Here is a 14,854-nt window from a genome sequence, read left to right on the forward strand (position 1 = left end):
ATGAATTTTAAAATAGCACAAAAGCTCTTTCTAGCTATTGCCTTATTATCAAGTGCCTTTTCATTTGCACAAAAGGTAGATATTCCGATTGGAGACGCTACCAAATACGTAGTAGGAGAAATAAATGTAGTAGGAAGTCAAAGTTATAATGAGAACACTGTAATTGCTTTTACAGGATTACGTAAAGGTGAAGAAATATACGTTCCTGGTGAAAAATTAAGTGGAGTAGTAAAAAAAATGTGGGATCTTAAGTTGTTTAGTGATATCCGTATTTATGCTACCGAAATCATAGGTAATCCTAATGATGATATCATCGATACGATTAATCTAGAAATTAATATTACTGAAGTCCCTAATCTAAATGAAGTTCGTGTAACAGGATTGCGTAAAGGTCAAATAGAAGACTTGCGTACTGAACTTAAACTACAAAAAGGTAAAAAGGCGACAGAAAACTTTGTTACCAATACTCGTAATTATATAGAGAATAAATACAAAGAGAAAGGTTTTTTAAATGCCGACGCTAAAATAAAACTTAGAGAAAATAAAGATACTACAGTACAAGGTGCAAACCTTGTTAATATGAGTATTGATATAGATAAAGGGAATAAAGTAAAAATTGCTCAAATCAATTTTGAAGGTAATGAACTTATTACTGATAAGAAGCTTAGAGCAGCCATGAAAAACACTAAAAAGAAAAACATTTTTAGAGTTTTTAAAAGATCTAAATATGTAGAGTCTGGTTTTCAAGAAGACTTAGAGTCTGTTGTAGATAAATACAAGGAAAACGGTTTTAGAGATGCACGTGTCATTTCAGATAGCTTATACGTTATAGATGATAAAACCATCGGTCTTAATATCAAGGTTGAAGAAGGGAATAAGTATTACTTTGGTGATATTGAATTTGTAGGTAACACAGTTTATACCGATGCACAATTACAACGAATCTTAAAGGTTGAAAAAGGTGACGTTTACAATGGAGTTGCCTTTGATGAACGTATTAGTAATCCGCAAGATCCAGATTCTGATGATATTTCAAATTTGTATCAAAATAACGGTTATTTATTCTCGTCAGTTAACGCAGTTGAAACTAGAGTAGCTAATGATACAATAGACTTTGAAATTAGAATCGTAGAAGGTAAAGAAGCTTATTTCAATAACATCTCGGTTTCAGGAAATGTTAGAACAAATGATCATGTTCTTTATCGTGCGCTGCAAACTAATCCTGGTGAGAAATACAGCAGACAAAAAATTATCAATTCCATTCGAGAATTAGGAGCTCTGGGTTATATAGATGCACAAAATATTAATCCACAATTAAATAATGTAGATCAACAAGAAGGAACCGTTGATGTAAATTTTGATATTAAGGAAGCAGGAGCAAGTCAAATCGAGCTACAAGGTGGTTACGGTGGTGGTGGTTTTGTTGGAACTTTAGGATTGCGTTTCAATAACTTTAGTCTACGTAATATTTTTAAGAAAGATGCTTATCAACCAGTGCCTATGGGTGATGGTCAAACATTAGCAATACGAGCACAAGCAAGTACCATCTTTAGAACCTACAGTCTTAATTTTACCGAACCATGGTTAGGTGGTAAAAAGCCAGTGTCCTTCAATGTTTCATTTTCTCACAGTGAGCAGTTTAGGGTAAATCAACAAAATTTTAGAGAAGTAGATCGCAACCAGAGGTTTTTAATTACCGGTGGTACAGTAGGTCTTGCAAAAAGACTTGAGTGGCCAGATCCATATTTTCAAATTTCACATGCAGTGTCATTCCAGCATTATAACTTGAAGAATTTCCAAAGTAATTTATTTAATTTCCCTAATGGTTTTTCTAACAACCTTTCCTATACAATTGGTTTAAGTCGTAACAATGTAGGTGTAAACCCTATTTATCCTACCTACGGAAGTTCATTTTCTATCACGGGTAAATTTACACTGCCTTATTCATTATGGAATGGTGTAGATTATGCTAATCTTGAAGATGATCCTAGATATCAAACAAATGGACAAGCCGATCTTAGAAAAATCGATCAAGAGCGATTTAAATTCCTAGAATACTATAAGGTTAAATTTAAGGGAACTTGGTATACTCAATTAGCCAAAAAACTGGTGCTTCAAACAAATACTGAATTTGGTTTCCTAGGAGCCTATAATCAGGATCGTGGATTGGTGCCATTTGAGAGGTTCTTTGTCGGTGGTGATGGTTTAGGAGCCTTTTCTTTAGATGGTCGTGACATTATTAGAATGCGTGGTTATGATAACAGTTCCTTAACCACAAATTCAGATGGTGATACCGTTTACAATAAATACTCACTAGAATTGCGTTATCCAATTTCACTGGAGCAAGCTGCATCAATTTATGTCTTAACATTTGCTGAGGCTGCTGGATCATACAGTAGGTTCAATGATTACAATCCATTTGAAGTACAACGATCTGCTGGTGCAGGATTACGTATATTTATGCCAGCCTTTGGTTTATTAGGAGTTGATTTTGGTTATGGATTTGATAAAGTTCCTACACTTCCAAACAATGAACCTAGTGGTTGGAACGTTCACTTTATAATTGGGCAACAATTCTAATTGTGGCACGGTTATTTCATAAAAGTAGAAGATCATGAAAATTAAGTTTTTAGTAGTCGTATTTGTTGGTTTAAGTTTCGCTTTCGCGAAAGCGCAAAGAGCAGGAGCTCGTGTTGCTTATGTGAATATGGAGTATATTCTAGAAAGCGTTCCAGAGTACCAAGAAGCCTCACGACAACTAGATACTAAAATGCAAAAATGGAAGCGAGAAATCGATGCCATGCAGCGAGAGATCAATCAAATGAAAGAATCTCTAGAAAATGAAAAGGTCTTACTTACAAAAGAATTAATCGAGGAGAAGGAAGAAGATATTAGATTAAAAGAGCAAGATCTAGCAGACTATCAAAACAAGCGTTTTAATGCTGAAAATGGTGATTTCATTCTTCAAAAACAACAGTTGATTCAACCAGTTCAAGATCAAGTGTTCAATGAGGTACAGAAGATAGGTTTGTCCAAAAAGTATGATTATATAATTGATAGTTCAGACACACCTTTACTTTTTAGTGCAGAGCGTCACGACATAAGCGACCTAGTACTAAAAGCAATTGGTAGAACAGGTAAAAAGAAAGAGCGTGAAAAAAAGGCTAAGGAACTAGAAAAACGTAGAGAAGAACCTTATTTAAATGTTCAAGAAGCCGAGGAAATTGAAGAGAGAGAAGAGGCTAAGGAAAAGCTAATAGAGCAGAAGGAAATGGAACGAGCTGAAAGGTTAAGAGAAAGAGACTCCATTAAAGCCGCTAAAGCAGCTGCCTTTCAAAAACGTAGAGATTCCCTTCTGGCATTACGTAAACAAAAACGTGACAGTGTTATGGCAGCACGAGCAGCAGCACGAGAAAAACGTCAAGAAGAGCTTAGAAAAAAGAGAGAAGAAGCACAAAAGAAAAAGGAAGGCGGTGAGTAAGCAGCAACTTATTATATTTGCAGCCGCTTCAATAAAAATTCATCAATAAATTAAAGCAATAGAAATGAAACAATTGAAAACTATAATAGCCATTGCAGCTTTTATATTTAGTGTAGGTCTACAAGCGCAAGATAGTAGAGTATGTCACGTAGCATCACAGGATATCGTAGAGTCTATGCCAGAAGCAAAACAGGCAGAAAAAACACTACGTAACCTAGAGAAAACTTATTTAGCACGTTTAGACGAGATGGATAAGGAGCTTAAAACAAAGTACCAAAATGCTCAACAAGCTGCCCCTAGCCGCAGTAAAGAAGAAAATGAGCGTGTATTGCAAGAACTTGCAGAAGGTCAAAAGAAATTAGAGGAATATTATTCTCAGTCTCAACAAGCTATCGGTCAGAAGCGTGTTGATATCCTTAAGCCTTTACTTGAAAAAGTAAGAAATGCTATTCAAAAAGTAGCTAGAGAAAAGAATTTTCAGTACGTACTAGATTCAACTACAGGTACTGGTTTAATCCTAGCAGATGGTTATGACATCACTGCTGATGTTAAAAAGGAATTAGGAATACAATAGTATATCTAACGACATAAAAAAAGAGCCGCTTTTAATAGCGGCTCTTTTTTTTATATTTTTAATTTAAAGTATTCTAGTCTAATAAGATACCTTCTTGGTCCATTAGAGGAATATCTTTAAAGTTAGATTCACTTATTGAATTAGGGATGGCAATAAAAGTTTTGTCATATAAAGTGTCTCCTTTGAAATAACTAACAATGAATTCGTTTTCAAAAGGAAACACCTCTTCCATGATGAGTTCTATTTTCTCATAACTACGTGCTTTAATTACCTTAAATGCATGTCGCATTGTGCTGGTTTTACGTCCGTCCTTATGTTTTCCTCTGGTCATTATCATACAGGTCTCTAGAGGTTCTCTTGTATTATTGATGATGTAACTGTTCCAGTCATTGGATGAAAAATCATCGTTCCATTCTTTGACTATGGCAACATATACGTCTTTAACCACTGGTATTATTATATCCTTTTTCATAATTCTATATTATGCTCTTTTAATCTTGATTCGATCAATGAAATGAGGTCTTTGGTCTCCTTGCATTCTGATAGTTCTAGACTAGATGCTAGTACCTCGATCTCTTGTCTTTGGTTTGTAGTTAATATTATTGGATAGCTGTATTTAGGTAGCCACTTGGATTTGTAGTTTTTTTCAAACTCGTCCTTGTGCAAAAACTCAAAAGATAGATTTGAAAGTTTGTCTACGCTTTCGCGAAAGCGTAACCATTCTTCTTTCTCTTTAAAAATACCATAGGTAAGATTACAAAGAGCACAATTATAGGTTTTGGGGCTCAATATCTTATGAACACTATCCAAGGCTGCGTTTATTGCGCCAGAATTTGCATTATACACAAATATGACGCGTGAAACTGACATTACAATGAATTACTAAATTGTTTTAAGAAACGTACATCATTTTCAAAAAACATGCGTATGTCACCTATTTGATACAACAACATCGCTATTCTCTCAATACCCATTCCAAAAGCAAAACCGCTGTATTCATTAGGGTCTATGCCGCAATTCTGTAGAACTGCTGGATCTACCATTCCACAGCCCATAATTTCCAACCATCCGGTACCTTTTGTTATTCTATAATCAGTTTCAGTTTCAAGACCCCAGTAAATATCAACTTCGGCACTAGGTTCTGTAAACGGGAAGTAAGATGGTCTTAAACGTATTTCTGATTTACCAAACATCTCTTTAGTGAAGTAAAGTAAGGTTTGTTTTAAGTCTGCAAAACTCACGTTTTTATCTATGTATAACCCTTCAACTTGATGAAAAATACAGTGAGCTCTTGCACTTATGGCCTCGTTTCTAAAAACTCTACCTGGTGAAATAGTACGTATAGGTGGTTGATTATTTTCCATATAACGCACTTGCACACTTGATGTATGTGTGCGCAGTAATACGTCGGGATCAGTTTGAATAAAAAAGGTGTCTTGCATGTCACGAGCTGGGTGATGTGCAGGAAGATTAAGGGCAGTAAAATTGTGCCAGTCATCTTCAATTTCTGGACCTTCGCTCACATTAAAACCTATTCTGGAGAATACATCAATAATTTGATTTTTCACCACATTTATTGGATGACGTGCTCCTACTGGAATAGGGTAACCGCTACGGGTAAGATCACCGTAAAGTCCAGCTTCTTCTTGTTTATCTTCTAACGATGCTTTTAATTGAGCTACCTTATCAGTGGCTTTTTGTTTCAATTCATTAATGGCCTGACCAAAATCTTTTTTCTGATCATTAGGTACTTCTTTGAACTTTGTAAAAAGTTCCTTGAGAATTCCCTTACTACCTAAATACTCTATTCTAAAAGCTTCAATTGCTTCCTTGGATTGAGCTTCAAAATTTTGGACTTTATTAATGTGTTCTTTTACTTGATCAAGCATCCTTATTCAAATTGGGTTGCAAATTTACTTCTTTTTAATGAGCTGTTATAGTTCAGTATTACATTAAATGATTCAAAAAATGATTGAAATAAGTCAAATTTTTAAGTGGTATATTTCTAAAAATGAATGATTCACGAGATTTTGATGTCAATTCTTAATAACTAGTGTACAAAAGACCTTGATTCTTTAGGATTAAATTTTATGTTTGTATTATGCAATTAGTAGCTTACATATCTGATTTACTATATAGACATGATTGTGTAGTGGTGCCTGAATTTGGTGCTTTTTTAACTCGTCGAGTATCTGCACAATATTTTGAATCTAGCAACAGTTTTTATCCACCCAAAAAAGGGATTTCCTTCAATAGTCAAATCCTTCAAAATGATGGATTACTTATTAATTATGTTTCTAGCGTTGAGAAAGTTCCTTATGCTGATGCGCAACAACTGGTTCGTAACGAGGTTAGAAGACTAGATTTAGAACTAGAAAATAGTAAATCGATAACGTTACCTAAGATTGGTAGAATAGCGCTTAATGAAGAAGGTGTTAAGGTATTTACACCGATGTATTTAGTGAATTACTTGCCAGAAGCATTTGGTCTATCATCACAAGAATTATATCAAGTAGATCGCGCTGTAATCGATCAAGAGAATGACAGTAAAGCTGTTGAAGTACCTGTTATCGCTATTAACGAGGTGAAAAAAGCTGAAGCTCAAAACGAAGGTTCTAATAATTCTCAATGGTGGAAATACGCCGCGGTAGGTGCTTTACTTCTAGGATTAAGTTATGTAGGTTACAATCAATATGAAGTAACTTCCATAAAAAATCAGGATTTAGTACAGCAAATGGCTGAACAAAAACTAGATCAACAAATTGAACAAGCTAGTTTCTTAATAACAGATCCCATTCCTCAAGTAGCCGTTAAAGTCGCACAACCTAAAAAGAATTACCATATTGTTGCTGGTGCATTTAGAGATCCTAAAAATGCTGATAAGCGAGTAGTTCAATTAAAAAATGCAGGTCACGACGCTAAAAGAATAGGAATAAATAAGTATGGATTGCACAATGTGGCATTTTCTAGTTTTCACGAGAAAAATGATGCCATTAATGAACTGTACCGTTTAAGAAAGCTAGGGTTTGATCAAGCATGGTTATTAACTGGTCAGTTAAATAACTAACAATTAAAGCTTACTATGAATTCCTACTTGCTTCACGGTGAACAAACTGATCGCCTGAGGTTACGCAAACTCGTTTATGAAGATTTTGATTCTTGGCTACCTCTCTTTGAGAAAGTTCAGGTAGGTGCTTTTTTTTTAATGAGTGATGAATTAACTCCTTTTCAGCAATGTGAGAAATGGTTTGAAAAGTCGATGAGTCGTTACAAGGAAGAAAAAGGTGGCATGAACGTTCTTCTGGAAAAAGAGTCTGGGAATTTTATAGGACAAGCAGGATTGCTTGTTCAGGAATTTGGAGGTAACACTCATCTAGAAATTGGGTATTCATTACTTCCTTATTATTGGGGCAAAGGATATGCTACTGAAATCGCTCGATTCTTAAAAAATGAGGCGTTTAGAGCAAAATGGGATCTAGATTTTGGAAACAGATTAATATCTGTAATTCATAACGATAATAAAAGCTCTATTAATGTTGCGTTGCGCAACGGTATGCAACCTGCAGAAATTTATCCTCAAAAAGGGCAAGAATCCTTCACTGTTTACGAGATTACTAGACAACGATATAGTAAATTCCCATAATTTTAATTCTTAGTTGTCTGTTTTATTTGCATTTAAGCTAATTTGTAAGACCTTTCACTCAAATTAATTTGTCTTAAGAGTGACTTATGCTAATTTGCTAGCATGCGGTTTACTTATTTTATAATAGGAGTATTAGTCTTGCTGTTTATTTTCTTACTCTATTCATATAGGGTGCTCAAAAAAATAAAAACAGCTAGATATAAAGGAGTAATACTAGTTGACAAAAAGCCGCATTATAAGTGGATTCAACGTATTTTTATAGGAAAGACGATTTAAAATAATCCTATTACTATGGCTTAATATTTGCTATTTTTACTTTAATGAGATTATTCACCAGCAGTCTGCGAAATAGGATATTTATATCCATGATGTTACTTATGGTTATTACTAGTGTTCTAATTGCTGGTATGTCCATTTATCAATTCAAGGAACAGGCAAAAGATTATCATGAAAGCCGTTTAGAGCGCAAAGAGGCTTCAGTGCTTAAGAGTACCGCAAATGTTTTACGTAGAACTGATTTTGAAATCAAAACGGAAAATCTTCCGTTCATTTTTAAAGAACGCATTCAAGAAATAAGTTCTGTTTTAGGAATGGAAATTAATATCTATGATCTGGACGGAAAGCTTTTAATAAGCTCTAGAGCCAATTTTTCTACAGATAGTATTAAAGAGACTATTCCTATAGCAACTATCAAAAATTTAAAAAATGCCGAAGGAAATAGGTACATAAGAAAATTTGAGGAAAACGGAGAAAAGTATCGTAGTAGCTATTCTTATTTGACAGATAATAAGTTTAAAAACATTGGGATTTTAAACTTACCGTATTTGGAAAACGATGATTTTATGAATTATGAACTCGAGGAGTTTCTCAAAAGACTCTCCATGGTGTACATAATAATGTTTTTGATATCATTAGTCTTAGGTTATTTTTTGTCTAATTACATTACTCAATCTATCAATAAAATAAGCAATCAACTTAAAATAATAAACATAGCCACCCGTAACAAAAAACTACCTATTGATTATAAGGGAAGTGAAGAAATCAACATGCTTGTAAATTCCTATAACAACATGGTAGATCAACTGGAAGAAAGTGCTGTAAAACTTGCTACCAGTGAACGTGAACAAGCCTGGCGCGAAATGGCAAAGCAAGTAGCTCATGAGATTAAAAATCCATTAACACCTATGAGGCTTACTGTACAAAGCTTTGAAATGCGTTTTGATCCTAGTGATAGTAATGCCAAAGAGAAATTAAAAGAGTTTAGCGCTAGTTTAATAGAACAAATTGACGTCATGAGCAATATTGCTAGTGCATTCTCTACTTATGCGTCAATGCCAGCCCAAAAAAATGAAGAAATAGATGTCAATAGAGTCACCCAACTAGCACTGGATATATTCAATGAGAATTATATTGAATATACCCAAAATGAAAGCTCTCTAAAAACCATATTTGACCGCACACAATTAATTAGGGTAGTGACTAATCTTGTGAAAAATGCAACCCAAGCTTTGTCAGGGCAGGAGAATCCTATTATCAAAGTAAGTGTGAATAGGCATGATGATAAAATAAAAATAATTGTTTGGGATAACGGTACAGGAGTAGCTCCAGAGAATGTAAACAAAATCTTTGAGCCCAAATTTACAACTAAGAACAGTGGTATGGGATTAGGTCTCGCTATGGTAAAGCAAATAGTAGAAAGTTATGACGGCTCTATAGAAATGGAGACAGAATATGGAAAGTGGACTCAGTTCACCGTGACCATGCCGTTGCATTCATAGTCAAAAACTCAATTACAATCATTCTTTATTATAGTATAAATAATGTGGTAGTTAATTAACCTATTATCTTTGTAAAAAAATAAATTATGTATCCAGCAGAATTAGTACAACCTATGCGTGATGATTTAGGTAACGCAGGTTTTGAACACTTATATACAGCTCAAGAAGTAAATGATGCGCTAGCAAAAGAAGGTACAACATTAGTTGTTGTAAACTCTGTTTGTGGTTGTGCCGCAGCTAATGCTAGACCAGGAGCAAAGTACTCGTTAGAAAACGATAAGAAGCCAGACAATTTAGTAACAGTTTTTGCAGGTGTTGATAGAGAAGCTGTGGACGCTGCACGTTCTCAAATGATTCCTTTTCCACCTAGTTCACCATCTATGGCATTGTTTAAGAATGGAGAATTGGTGCACATGTTAGAGCGTCATCATATAGAAGGTAGGCCAGCAGAAATGATTGCCGAAAATCTAAAAGAAGCTTACAACGAGCACTGTTAATCAGTATTTAATACAACTTACTATGCGTGCATACCGATTGATGGTTTAATCATATCGTATGCACGCATTGAATTTTATATTTGCACATGCAAAAAATCATTTCTTATCCTTTGACGGTAGTACACTTTTTGTTGTTCTTTCTGTCATTAGTTATTTTTCATCCTATTCAACTAATAGCGCACAGGATAGGTGGACATGATTTGCATCAAAAATCAGTTGCTACTCTCAATTGGTTTTTGATGATGACCCAACTGCCATTATTTAATACTTTTAGTGCAAAATTTGAACACGATTTACCCGTAGGACCCAGTTATATTTTTGTGTGTAATCATCAAAGTATGTTTGATATACCACCACTTATTTTTTACCTAAGAAAATATTTCCCAAAATTTGTGGCAAAAATAGAGCTAGCTAAAGGGATTCCTAGCATATCCTTGAATCTGAGAATAGGTGAAAATTGCGCCATTGACCGCAAAGATCGCAGGCAGGCAATCACTGCTCTTACTAGATTTGCTAAAAACGCTCACGAGAAAAAAAGATCTGTAGTCATATTTGCTGAAGGAACTCGTTCAAGAACAGGAGTTCCTAAACCATTTCAAAAAAATGGATTACTCACTTTGTTTAAATATATGCCCGATGCTGTTGTAGTGCCAGTAAGCGTGAACAACAGTTGGAAAATTGATCGATATGGTAAATTTCCTTATGGTATAGGTAATCACATTTATTTTACCACACATCAACCCATACCTATAAAAGGTCAGGATCACGAGCAAGTTATACTACAAGCACAGCAAATTGTTCACAATAATATATCAAGTACAGCTGTTTAAATAGATATGAGCTATTTTTATAGCGCTTTCGCGAAAGCGTAATAGCAATAATTTCCCCAACAAAAAAGAAATATGAAAAATCTAAAAAATATCAGAATTGAAGTGATGCAGTCCTTAGAGAGTAAGGTAGAATCATTCATGGATCAATTTTTAATCCCGGTAGAAAAAATCTGGCAACCTACAGATTTTCTTCCTGATCTTACTAAAGATAATTGGCAGGAAGATGTAAAAGAACTGCGTGAGCTAGCTAAAGAATTGCCTTACGATTTCTGGGTATGTTTAGTAGGTGATACTATTACAGAAGAAGCCTTGCCAACTTACGAATCTTGGTTGATGGATGTAGAAGGCGTAAATCAAGTAGAAGGTAAGGGAAATATTTGGTCAAAATGGGTGCGTCAATGGACTGGCGAGGAAAATCGTCATGGTGATGTGCTTAATAAATACTTATACCTATCAGGACGTGTAAATATGCGTGAGGTAGAAATTACCACACACCATTTGATTAATGATGGATTTGATATAGGAACTGATAGAGATCCTTATAAAAACTTTATTTACACAAGTTTTCAAGAACTTGCTACTTACATCTCGCATAACCGAGTGGCAAAGCTTGCTAGGGAATATGGAAATAAGGCCCTATCAAAGATGTGTCGTGTGATTTCTGGAGATGAGATGAGACACCATCAAGCCTATTGTACGTTTGTAGATGAGATCTTTAAAGTAGATCCATCAAACATGATGATTGCTTTTAAGGATATGATGGTAAATAAGATCGTCATGCCAGCTCACTTTTTGAGAGAATCTGGTCAAGGAATCGGACAAGCATTTGAGGATTTTTCTATGAGTGCTCAACGTATAGGTGTCTATACTGCACAAGACTATGTTGATATTATGAGAAAGCTTATCGATAAATGGGACATTCCTAATATCGAAGGTTTAAATGAAGAAGCAGAAAAAGCTCGTGATTATTTAATGAAGCTACCAGCTCGTATGGAACGCATAGGGCAACGAATGAAAATTTCACAAGACATTACAAAATTTAAATGGGTTCTAGAGCCTAAATTGGTTTAACCTTTTAAATGATTATGTTTTAGAAGTATTTTGAAGGTTCTTAAATATCTAGGAGATTTATTTTTAATCGTAATCCTTACACTGATTACCCAAATAGGTGGATTGCTTTATCTTATTTCTAGAGTCCTTTTTAGAAACACAAAATCTTATAAAGCGATAAAAACAACTGTATTGTTTTTATCGCTTTACGTTTTTAGTACGTTTTTGATAATACCTTTCCTTGCTCCACAATTTGGTAGAGAAAAAGTCTTAGAATCTGATCTCGTAAAAAATGTTTCTAGGTTTTATATATTATGTAACCGTAACTATGTTATGCCACAATTAAATCAAATTGTTCTAGAAAGCTCAGAAGAACTAGCAAAAAAATATCCAGGAATTAAAATTAATCTACTTGATGCTAATTTTCCTTTTTGGCATGGCTTTCCTCTTTTTCCTCACTTAAGCCATAACGATGGTAAAAAATTAGATTTATCCTTTATTTATTCAAATGATAACCGTATTGTTAATAAGGTTCCTACCTTATCAGGTTATGGTTTTTTTGTAAAACCTAAATCACATGAGCATGACCAACCTATGGCTTGTAAGGAACAAGGGTATTTTCAATACGATTATGCTAGATTCTTAACTTTTGGAACGATTAATAATGGCTTAAAACTGCATGAAACTGCTACAAGAGATCTAATTAATTCATTGACAAAAAATGCCCAGGTTACAAAGATTTTTATAGAACCGCACCTTGTAAAAAGATTGGATTTAAAAAATAGTAAAATCAGATATCACGGTTGTTATGCAGTTAGACACGATGATCATGTGCATGTGCAGATTAGATAACTGACTATAATCAGTTTAATTAGATACGCTCCAACTCAATATTATTAGGAATCTTAAAAGGCCATACCTCACCTTGTGCTGGGTCAACTACATAACATATATCCCATTTGAGGTAAGTGCGTTGACCATTATTCATGTCTATTTCATTGACATGTTCGATGGTTAAGCTTGGAGATAAACAGTCCTTGTAAGCTTTATAACTCCATGGTATGTTAGTGGGTTCATTGTAGCTCATTAAACATACTGTATTAAAAGGGTTGGAAATTTTAATTAAGCCCGATATCATACTTTTAACTCTTTCGTCAGAGTAAGTGGAACTATCATAGACTGTGTTTCCATTTTCTACATATTCAAATTCTATGTAAATTTCATCATAAAAGTGATTCAATGAGGGTTGCCTTTCTAGTTTTATAATACTTATTTCTAAATAAGTACTGCTATTTGAGGGGTCTTCATATTTCCAATCACCTAGAAACTTATCGTAAATCCCATTAACGTCTTTGAAGTATTTAGGTGTGTCTTCTCGTTTCAATTGACTAGACAATTGTTCTATTGGTATTATGGTCTGGGCATAAAGTGAAACTGGTATTAAAAGCAGCAAAAGAATGATTAAATTTTTCATATTGTTTAAATTTTATTCCATTTGTTTAAGGTTCCTTCTGAATTAAAAGAAGCTTCCCATATTGAAATTCCTAGAGGCCTATTGTTCACCCTATAATCTTCTAAAAAATCAGCAAGGTTTTCAATGACATCGTTGTCATTAGTTGCTCTAGCATAAATCTCAAGATTAAAATCCTCATAAAATTGTGCTTTCTGCACTGGATCTTGCATAGCTACTTCAAAAGCTTTTACATCCTCAATATCATCAACCGTAAGTGCAAAGGCTCCTTTTTCTGTTAAAACTATGCTTATATAATCTTCTGCAAAATCGGTGTCATTTACAGCTTCTGCATCCTTTGTATTTTCAGCGAACCCTATAACATCTCCATTACTAAATATTGGATAGGTTTCCTTTATTTGCGAGCCATGAGCACCTTCTGTTTGATGAACATGCATATCTACATTTTCACCTTCTTGCATGGGTGTATTGTAGGAAATACGATTACCAAATTTACGATCAGGTAATCTAAAGGTTGTTGGACTACCTGGTTGATAACTAAATCTGGCACCATCTTCTTCATAGTTACCAGAGTTTTGAGAATCTATTAAAGGAATTAATCTATTGATTTGATTTTGAACTACTGGATCATTCCATACATCTTTTAATCTCTTTCTACTAGAACCGTCTTCATCAATGATTAACGGTGGCCCATCGTTAGGGTCTACACCTAGAAATAAGGTGTCGTCGGGATCATCGTTGGGATCGGTATTAGGTGGATTATTAGTATTATTTCCACCAGGTGGATTTCCGGTACCAGTCTGGCCGCCGCCACCTATCTGATTGTTGCCACCACTAGATCCACCACCACCCGAATTTCCACATGGTTCTTCTGCTATACTAATTGAAGCCCAAGTAGTTACACACTTAATGTAGGCAGCTGTTCCTGATTGAGTGCCATCTGCAATCGGACAAGCTTCTCCAACACTATGATGACTTATGCCAGAGCACTCAACCTCGTAACAAGTTGTATAGGTATACCAAATCACATCCACTCCACCACATTTAAAGTTGTTTGGTATTAAATCATCACCCGTTACTCTGTTTAATTTAATATTGTCCATGTCATATACATCCTCACTAAGTACATCATACTCGACAAGATGTTGAATAAGTGTGGTGTCATTAACAACAGTTAATACATAATTCTTTAATACTCTTTCTTTTTCTAGACTATCTTGAACTATTTGAAAAGTATAACTCTTATACAAATCTGTCTCTATCATCTTTATATATGAAGTATCAATTCGTATACTCGAATTAGATGATTTTGCCGTTATACCTGTTGAAAGTTTAGTAAGTTTTTTGGTTAACTTTGGCTGCTGAGCTAGCTTTTCAAAGGGAACTATTTCACCACTTAATTTAGGGAATTTGATAGTTTTCTCATTTGATTCTTCCAGAAAATCATCTTGTTGACAACTATTAATTAAAAATAGAAAGCCTGCAAAGAACAGCACATCAAGCGCAACAATTTTTCTCATGGTGGTTAGA

At 34.5% G+C, this 14,854-nt stretch carries 15 protein-coding genes; 10 read left to right on the forward strand and 5 right to left on the reverse strand.

Annotated features, from left to right (window positions below; translation table 11 throughout):
- The 3 genes from I5168_RS04940 (at window position 1) to I5168_RS04950 (ending at window position 4,055) form a co-directional block, all read left to right on the forward strand.
- Window positions 1–2,580, forward strand: coding sequence for a BamA/OMP85 family outer membrane protein (locus tag I5168_RS04940; protein WP_431472587.1), 2,580 nt, complete (start codon window positions 1–3; stop codon window positions 2,578–2,580).
- A 34-nt stretch (window positions 2,581–2,614) separates the two neighbouring features.
- Window positions 2,615–3,481 carry an OmpH family outer membrane protein gene (locus tag I5168_RS04945; protein WP_060523631.1) on the forward strand — a complete coding sequence of 289 codons (867 nt, stop codon included), beginning with the start codon at window positions 2,615–2,617 and terminating at the stop codon, window positions 3,479–3,481.
- 64 nt (window positions 3,482–3,545) lie between these two features.
- The gene (locus tag I5168_RS04950) at window positions 3,546–4,055 is read left to right on the forward strand and encodes an OmpH family outer membrane protein (protein ID WP_042277147.1); all 510 of its coding nucleotides are present in this window, start codon (window positions 3,546–3,548) and stop codon (window positions 4,053–4,055) included.
- 73 nt (window positions 4,056–4,128) lie between these two features.
- Here I5168_RS04950 and I5168_RS04955 read toward each other — a convergent pair whose 3' ends face one another.
- Genes I5168_RS04955 through pheS form a run of 3 tightly spaced genes read right to left on the reverse strand, consistent with a single transcriptional unit; the run spans window position 4,129 to window position 5,944 of the window.
- Window positions 4,129–4,527, reverse strand: a complete 399-nt coding sequence (locus I5168_RS04955) for a hypothetical protein (protein WP_431472588.1) — start codon at window positions 4,525–4,527, stop codon at window positions 4,129–4,131.
- Window positions 4,524–4,925, reverse strand: a complete 402-nt coding sequence (locus tag I5168_RS04960; RefSeq protein WP_431472589.1) for a GTPase — start codon at window positions 4,923–4,925, stop codon at window positions 4,524–4,526. The genes I5168_RS04955 and I5168_RS04960 overlap by 4 nt, the downstream gene beginning before the upstream one ends.
- Window positions 4,925–5,944, reverse strand: coding sequence for a phenylalanine--tRNA ligase subunit alpha (pheS, locus tag I5168_RS04965; protein WP_105017984.1), 1,020 nt, complete (start codon window positions 5,942–5,944; stop codon window positions 4,925–4,927). Before pheS ends, I5168_RS04960 begins: the two co-directional genes overlap by 1 nt.
- Before the next feature lie 212 nt (window positions 5,945–6,156).
- Here pheS and I5168_RS04970 point away from each other — a divergent pair, with 212 nt between their 5' ends.
- From I5168_RS04970 to I5168_RS05000, 7 genes are all read left to right on the forward strand, one after another.
- Complete coding sequence (locus tag I5168_RS04970) at window positions 6,157–7,122, forward strand: SPOR domain-containing protein (protein WP_105017985.1); 966 nt, start codon at window positions 6,157–6,159, stop codon at window positions 7,120–7,122.
- Between the two features lie 15 nt (window positions 7,123–7,137).
- Window positions 7,138–7,698 carry a GNAT family N-acetyltransferase gene (locus I5168_RS04975; protein ID WP_431472590.1) on the forward strand — a complete coding sequence of 187 codons (561 nt, stop codon included), beginning with the start codon at window positions 7,138–7,140 and terminating at the stop codon, window positions 7,696–7,698.
- Window positions 7,699–8,018: 320 nt separating this feature from the next.
- Window positions 8,019–9,476 (forward strand): ATP-binding protein, encoded by a 1,458-nt coding sequence (locus I5168_RS04980; protein ID WP_431472591.1) that lies wholly within the window; start codon window positions 8,019–8,021, stop codon window positions 9,474–9,476.
- A gap of 86 nt (window positions 9,477–9,562) precedes the next feature.
- A complete protein-coding gene (locus I5168_RS04985) occupies window positions 9,563–9,973 on the forward strand; it encodes a BrxA/BrxB family bacilliredoxin (protein WP_042277158.1) in 411 nt (136 codons plus the stop codon).
- An 86-nt stretch (window positions 9,974–10,059) separates the two neighbouring features.
- Window positions 10,060–10,803 carry a lysophospholipid acyltransferase family protein gene (locus I5168_RS04990; protein WP_060523637.1) on the forward strand — a complete coding sequence of 248 codons (744 nt, stop codon included), beginning with the start codon at window positions 10,060–10,062 and terminating at the stop codon, window positions 10,801–10,803.
- A gap of 72 nt (window positions 10,804–10,875) precedes the next feature.
- Window positions 10,876–11,874: an acyl-ACP desaturase gene (locus I5168_RS04995; protein WP_105017988.1), complete on the forward strand. Its 999-nt coding sequence runs from the start codon at window positions 10,876–10,878 to the stop codon at window positions 11,872–11,874.
- Window positions 11,875–11,904: 30 nt separating this feature from the next.
- Window positions 11,905–12,705 (forward strand): hypothetical protein, encoded by an 801-nt coding sequence (locus tag I5168_RS05000; RefSeq protein ID WP_431472592.1) that lies wholly within the window; start codon window positions 11,905–11,907, stop codon window positions 12,703–12,705.
- A 19-nt stretch (window positions 12,706–12,724) separates the two neighbouring features.
- Here the strand turns inward: I5168_RS05000 and I5168_RS05005 are convergent, their stop codons facing one another.
- Together I5168_RS05005 and I5168_RS05010 are read right to left on the reverse strand one after the other, a co-directional pair.
- A complete protein-coding gene (locus tag I5168_RS05005) occupies window positions 12,725–13,327 on the reverse strand; it encodes a DUF6705 family protein (protein ID WP_431472593.1) in 603 nt (200 codons plus the stop codon).
- Window positions 13,328–13,332: 5 nt separating this feature from the next.
- Window positions 13,333–14,844 carry a hypothetical protein gene (locus I5168_RS05010; RefSeq protein WP_431472594.1) on the reverse strand — a complete coding sequence of 504 codons (1,512 nt, stop codon included), beginning with the start codon at window positions 14,842–14,844 and terminating at the stop codon, window positions 13,333–13,335.
- Window positions 14,845–14,854 lie beyond the last annotated feature (10 nt).

It is taken from the genome of Nonlabens sp. SCSIO 43208, assembly GCF_050703575.1.
Classification (GTDB): domain Bacteria; phylum Bacteroidota; class Bacteroidia; order Flavobacteriales; family Flavobacteriaceae; genus Nonlabens; species Nonlabens tegetincola.

Coding starts and splice junctions, on each gene's coding strand:
- I5168_RS04940 (WP_431472587.1), top strand. CDS start 1: ATGAATTTTAAAATAGCACAAAAGCTCTTTCTAGCTATTGCCTTATTA.
- I5168_RS04945 (WP_060523631.1), top strand. CDS start 2,615: ATGAAAATTAAGTTTTTAGTAGTCGTATTTGTTGGTTTAAGTTTCGCT.
- I5168_RS04950 (WP_042277147.1), top strand. CDS start 3,546: ATGAAACAATTGAAAACTATAATAGCCATTGCAGCTTTTATATTTAGT.
- I5168_RS04955 (WP_431472588.1), bottom strand. CDS start 4,527: ATGAAAAAGGATATAATAATACCAGTGGTTAAAGACGTATATGTTGCC.
- I5168_RS04960 (WP_431472589.1), bottom strand. CDS start 4,925: ATGTCAGTTTCACGCGTCATATTTGTGTATAATGCAAATTCTGGCGCA.
- pheS (WP_105017984.1), bottom strand. CDS start 5,944: ATGCTTGATCAAGTAAAAGAACACATTAATAAAGTCCAAAATTTTGAA.
- I5168_RS04970 (WP_105017985.1), top strand. CDS start 6,157: ATGCAATTAGTAGCTTACATATCTGATTTACTATATAGACATGATTGT.
- I5168_RS04975 (WP_431472590.1), top strand. CDS start 7,138: ATGAATTCCTACTTGCTTCACGGTGAACAAACTGATCGCCTGAGGTTA.
- I5168_RS04980 (WP_431472591.1), top strand. CDS start 8,019: ATGAGATTATTCACCAGCAGTCTGCGAAATAGGATATTTATATCCATG.
- I5168_RS04985 (WP_042277158.1), top strand. CDS start 9,563: ATGTATCCAGCAGAATTAGTACAACCTATGCGTGATGATTTAGGTAAC.
- I5168_RS04990 (WP_060523637.1), top strand. CDS start 10,060: ATGCAAAAAATCATTTCTTATCCTTTGACGGTAGTACACTTTTTGTTG.
- I5168_RS04995 (WP_105017988.1), top strand. CDS start 10,876: ATGAAAAATCTAAAAAATATCAGAATTGAAGTGATGCAGTCCTTAGAG.
- I5168_RS05005 (WP_431472593.1), bottom strand. CDS start 13,327: ATGAAAAATTTAATCATTCTTTTGCTGCTTTTAATACCAGTTTCACTT.
- I5168_RS05010 (WP_431472594.1), bottom strand. CDS start 14,844: ATGAGAAAAATTGTTGCGCTTGATGTGCTGTTCTTTGCAGGCTTTCTA.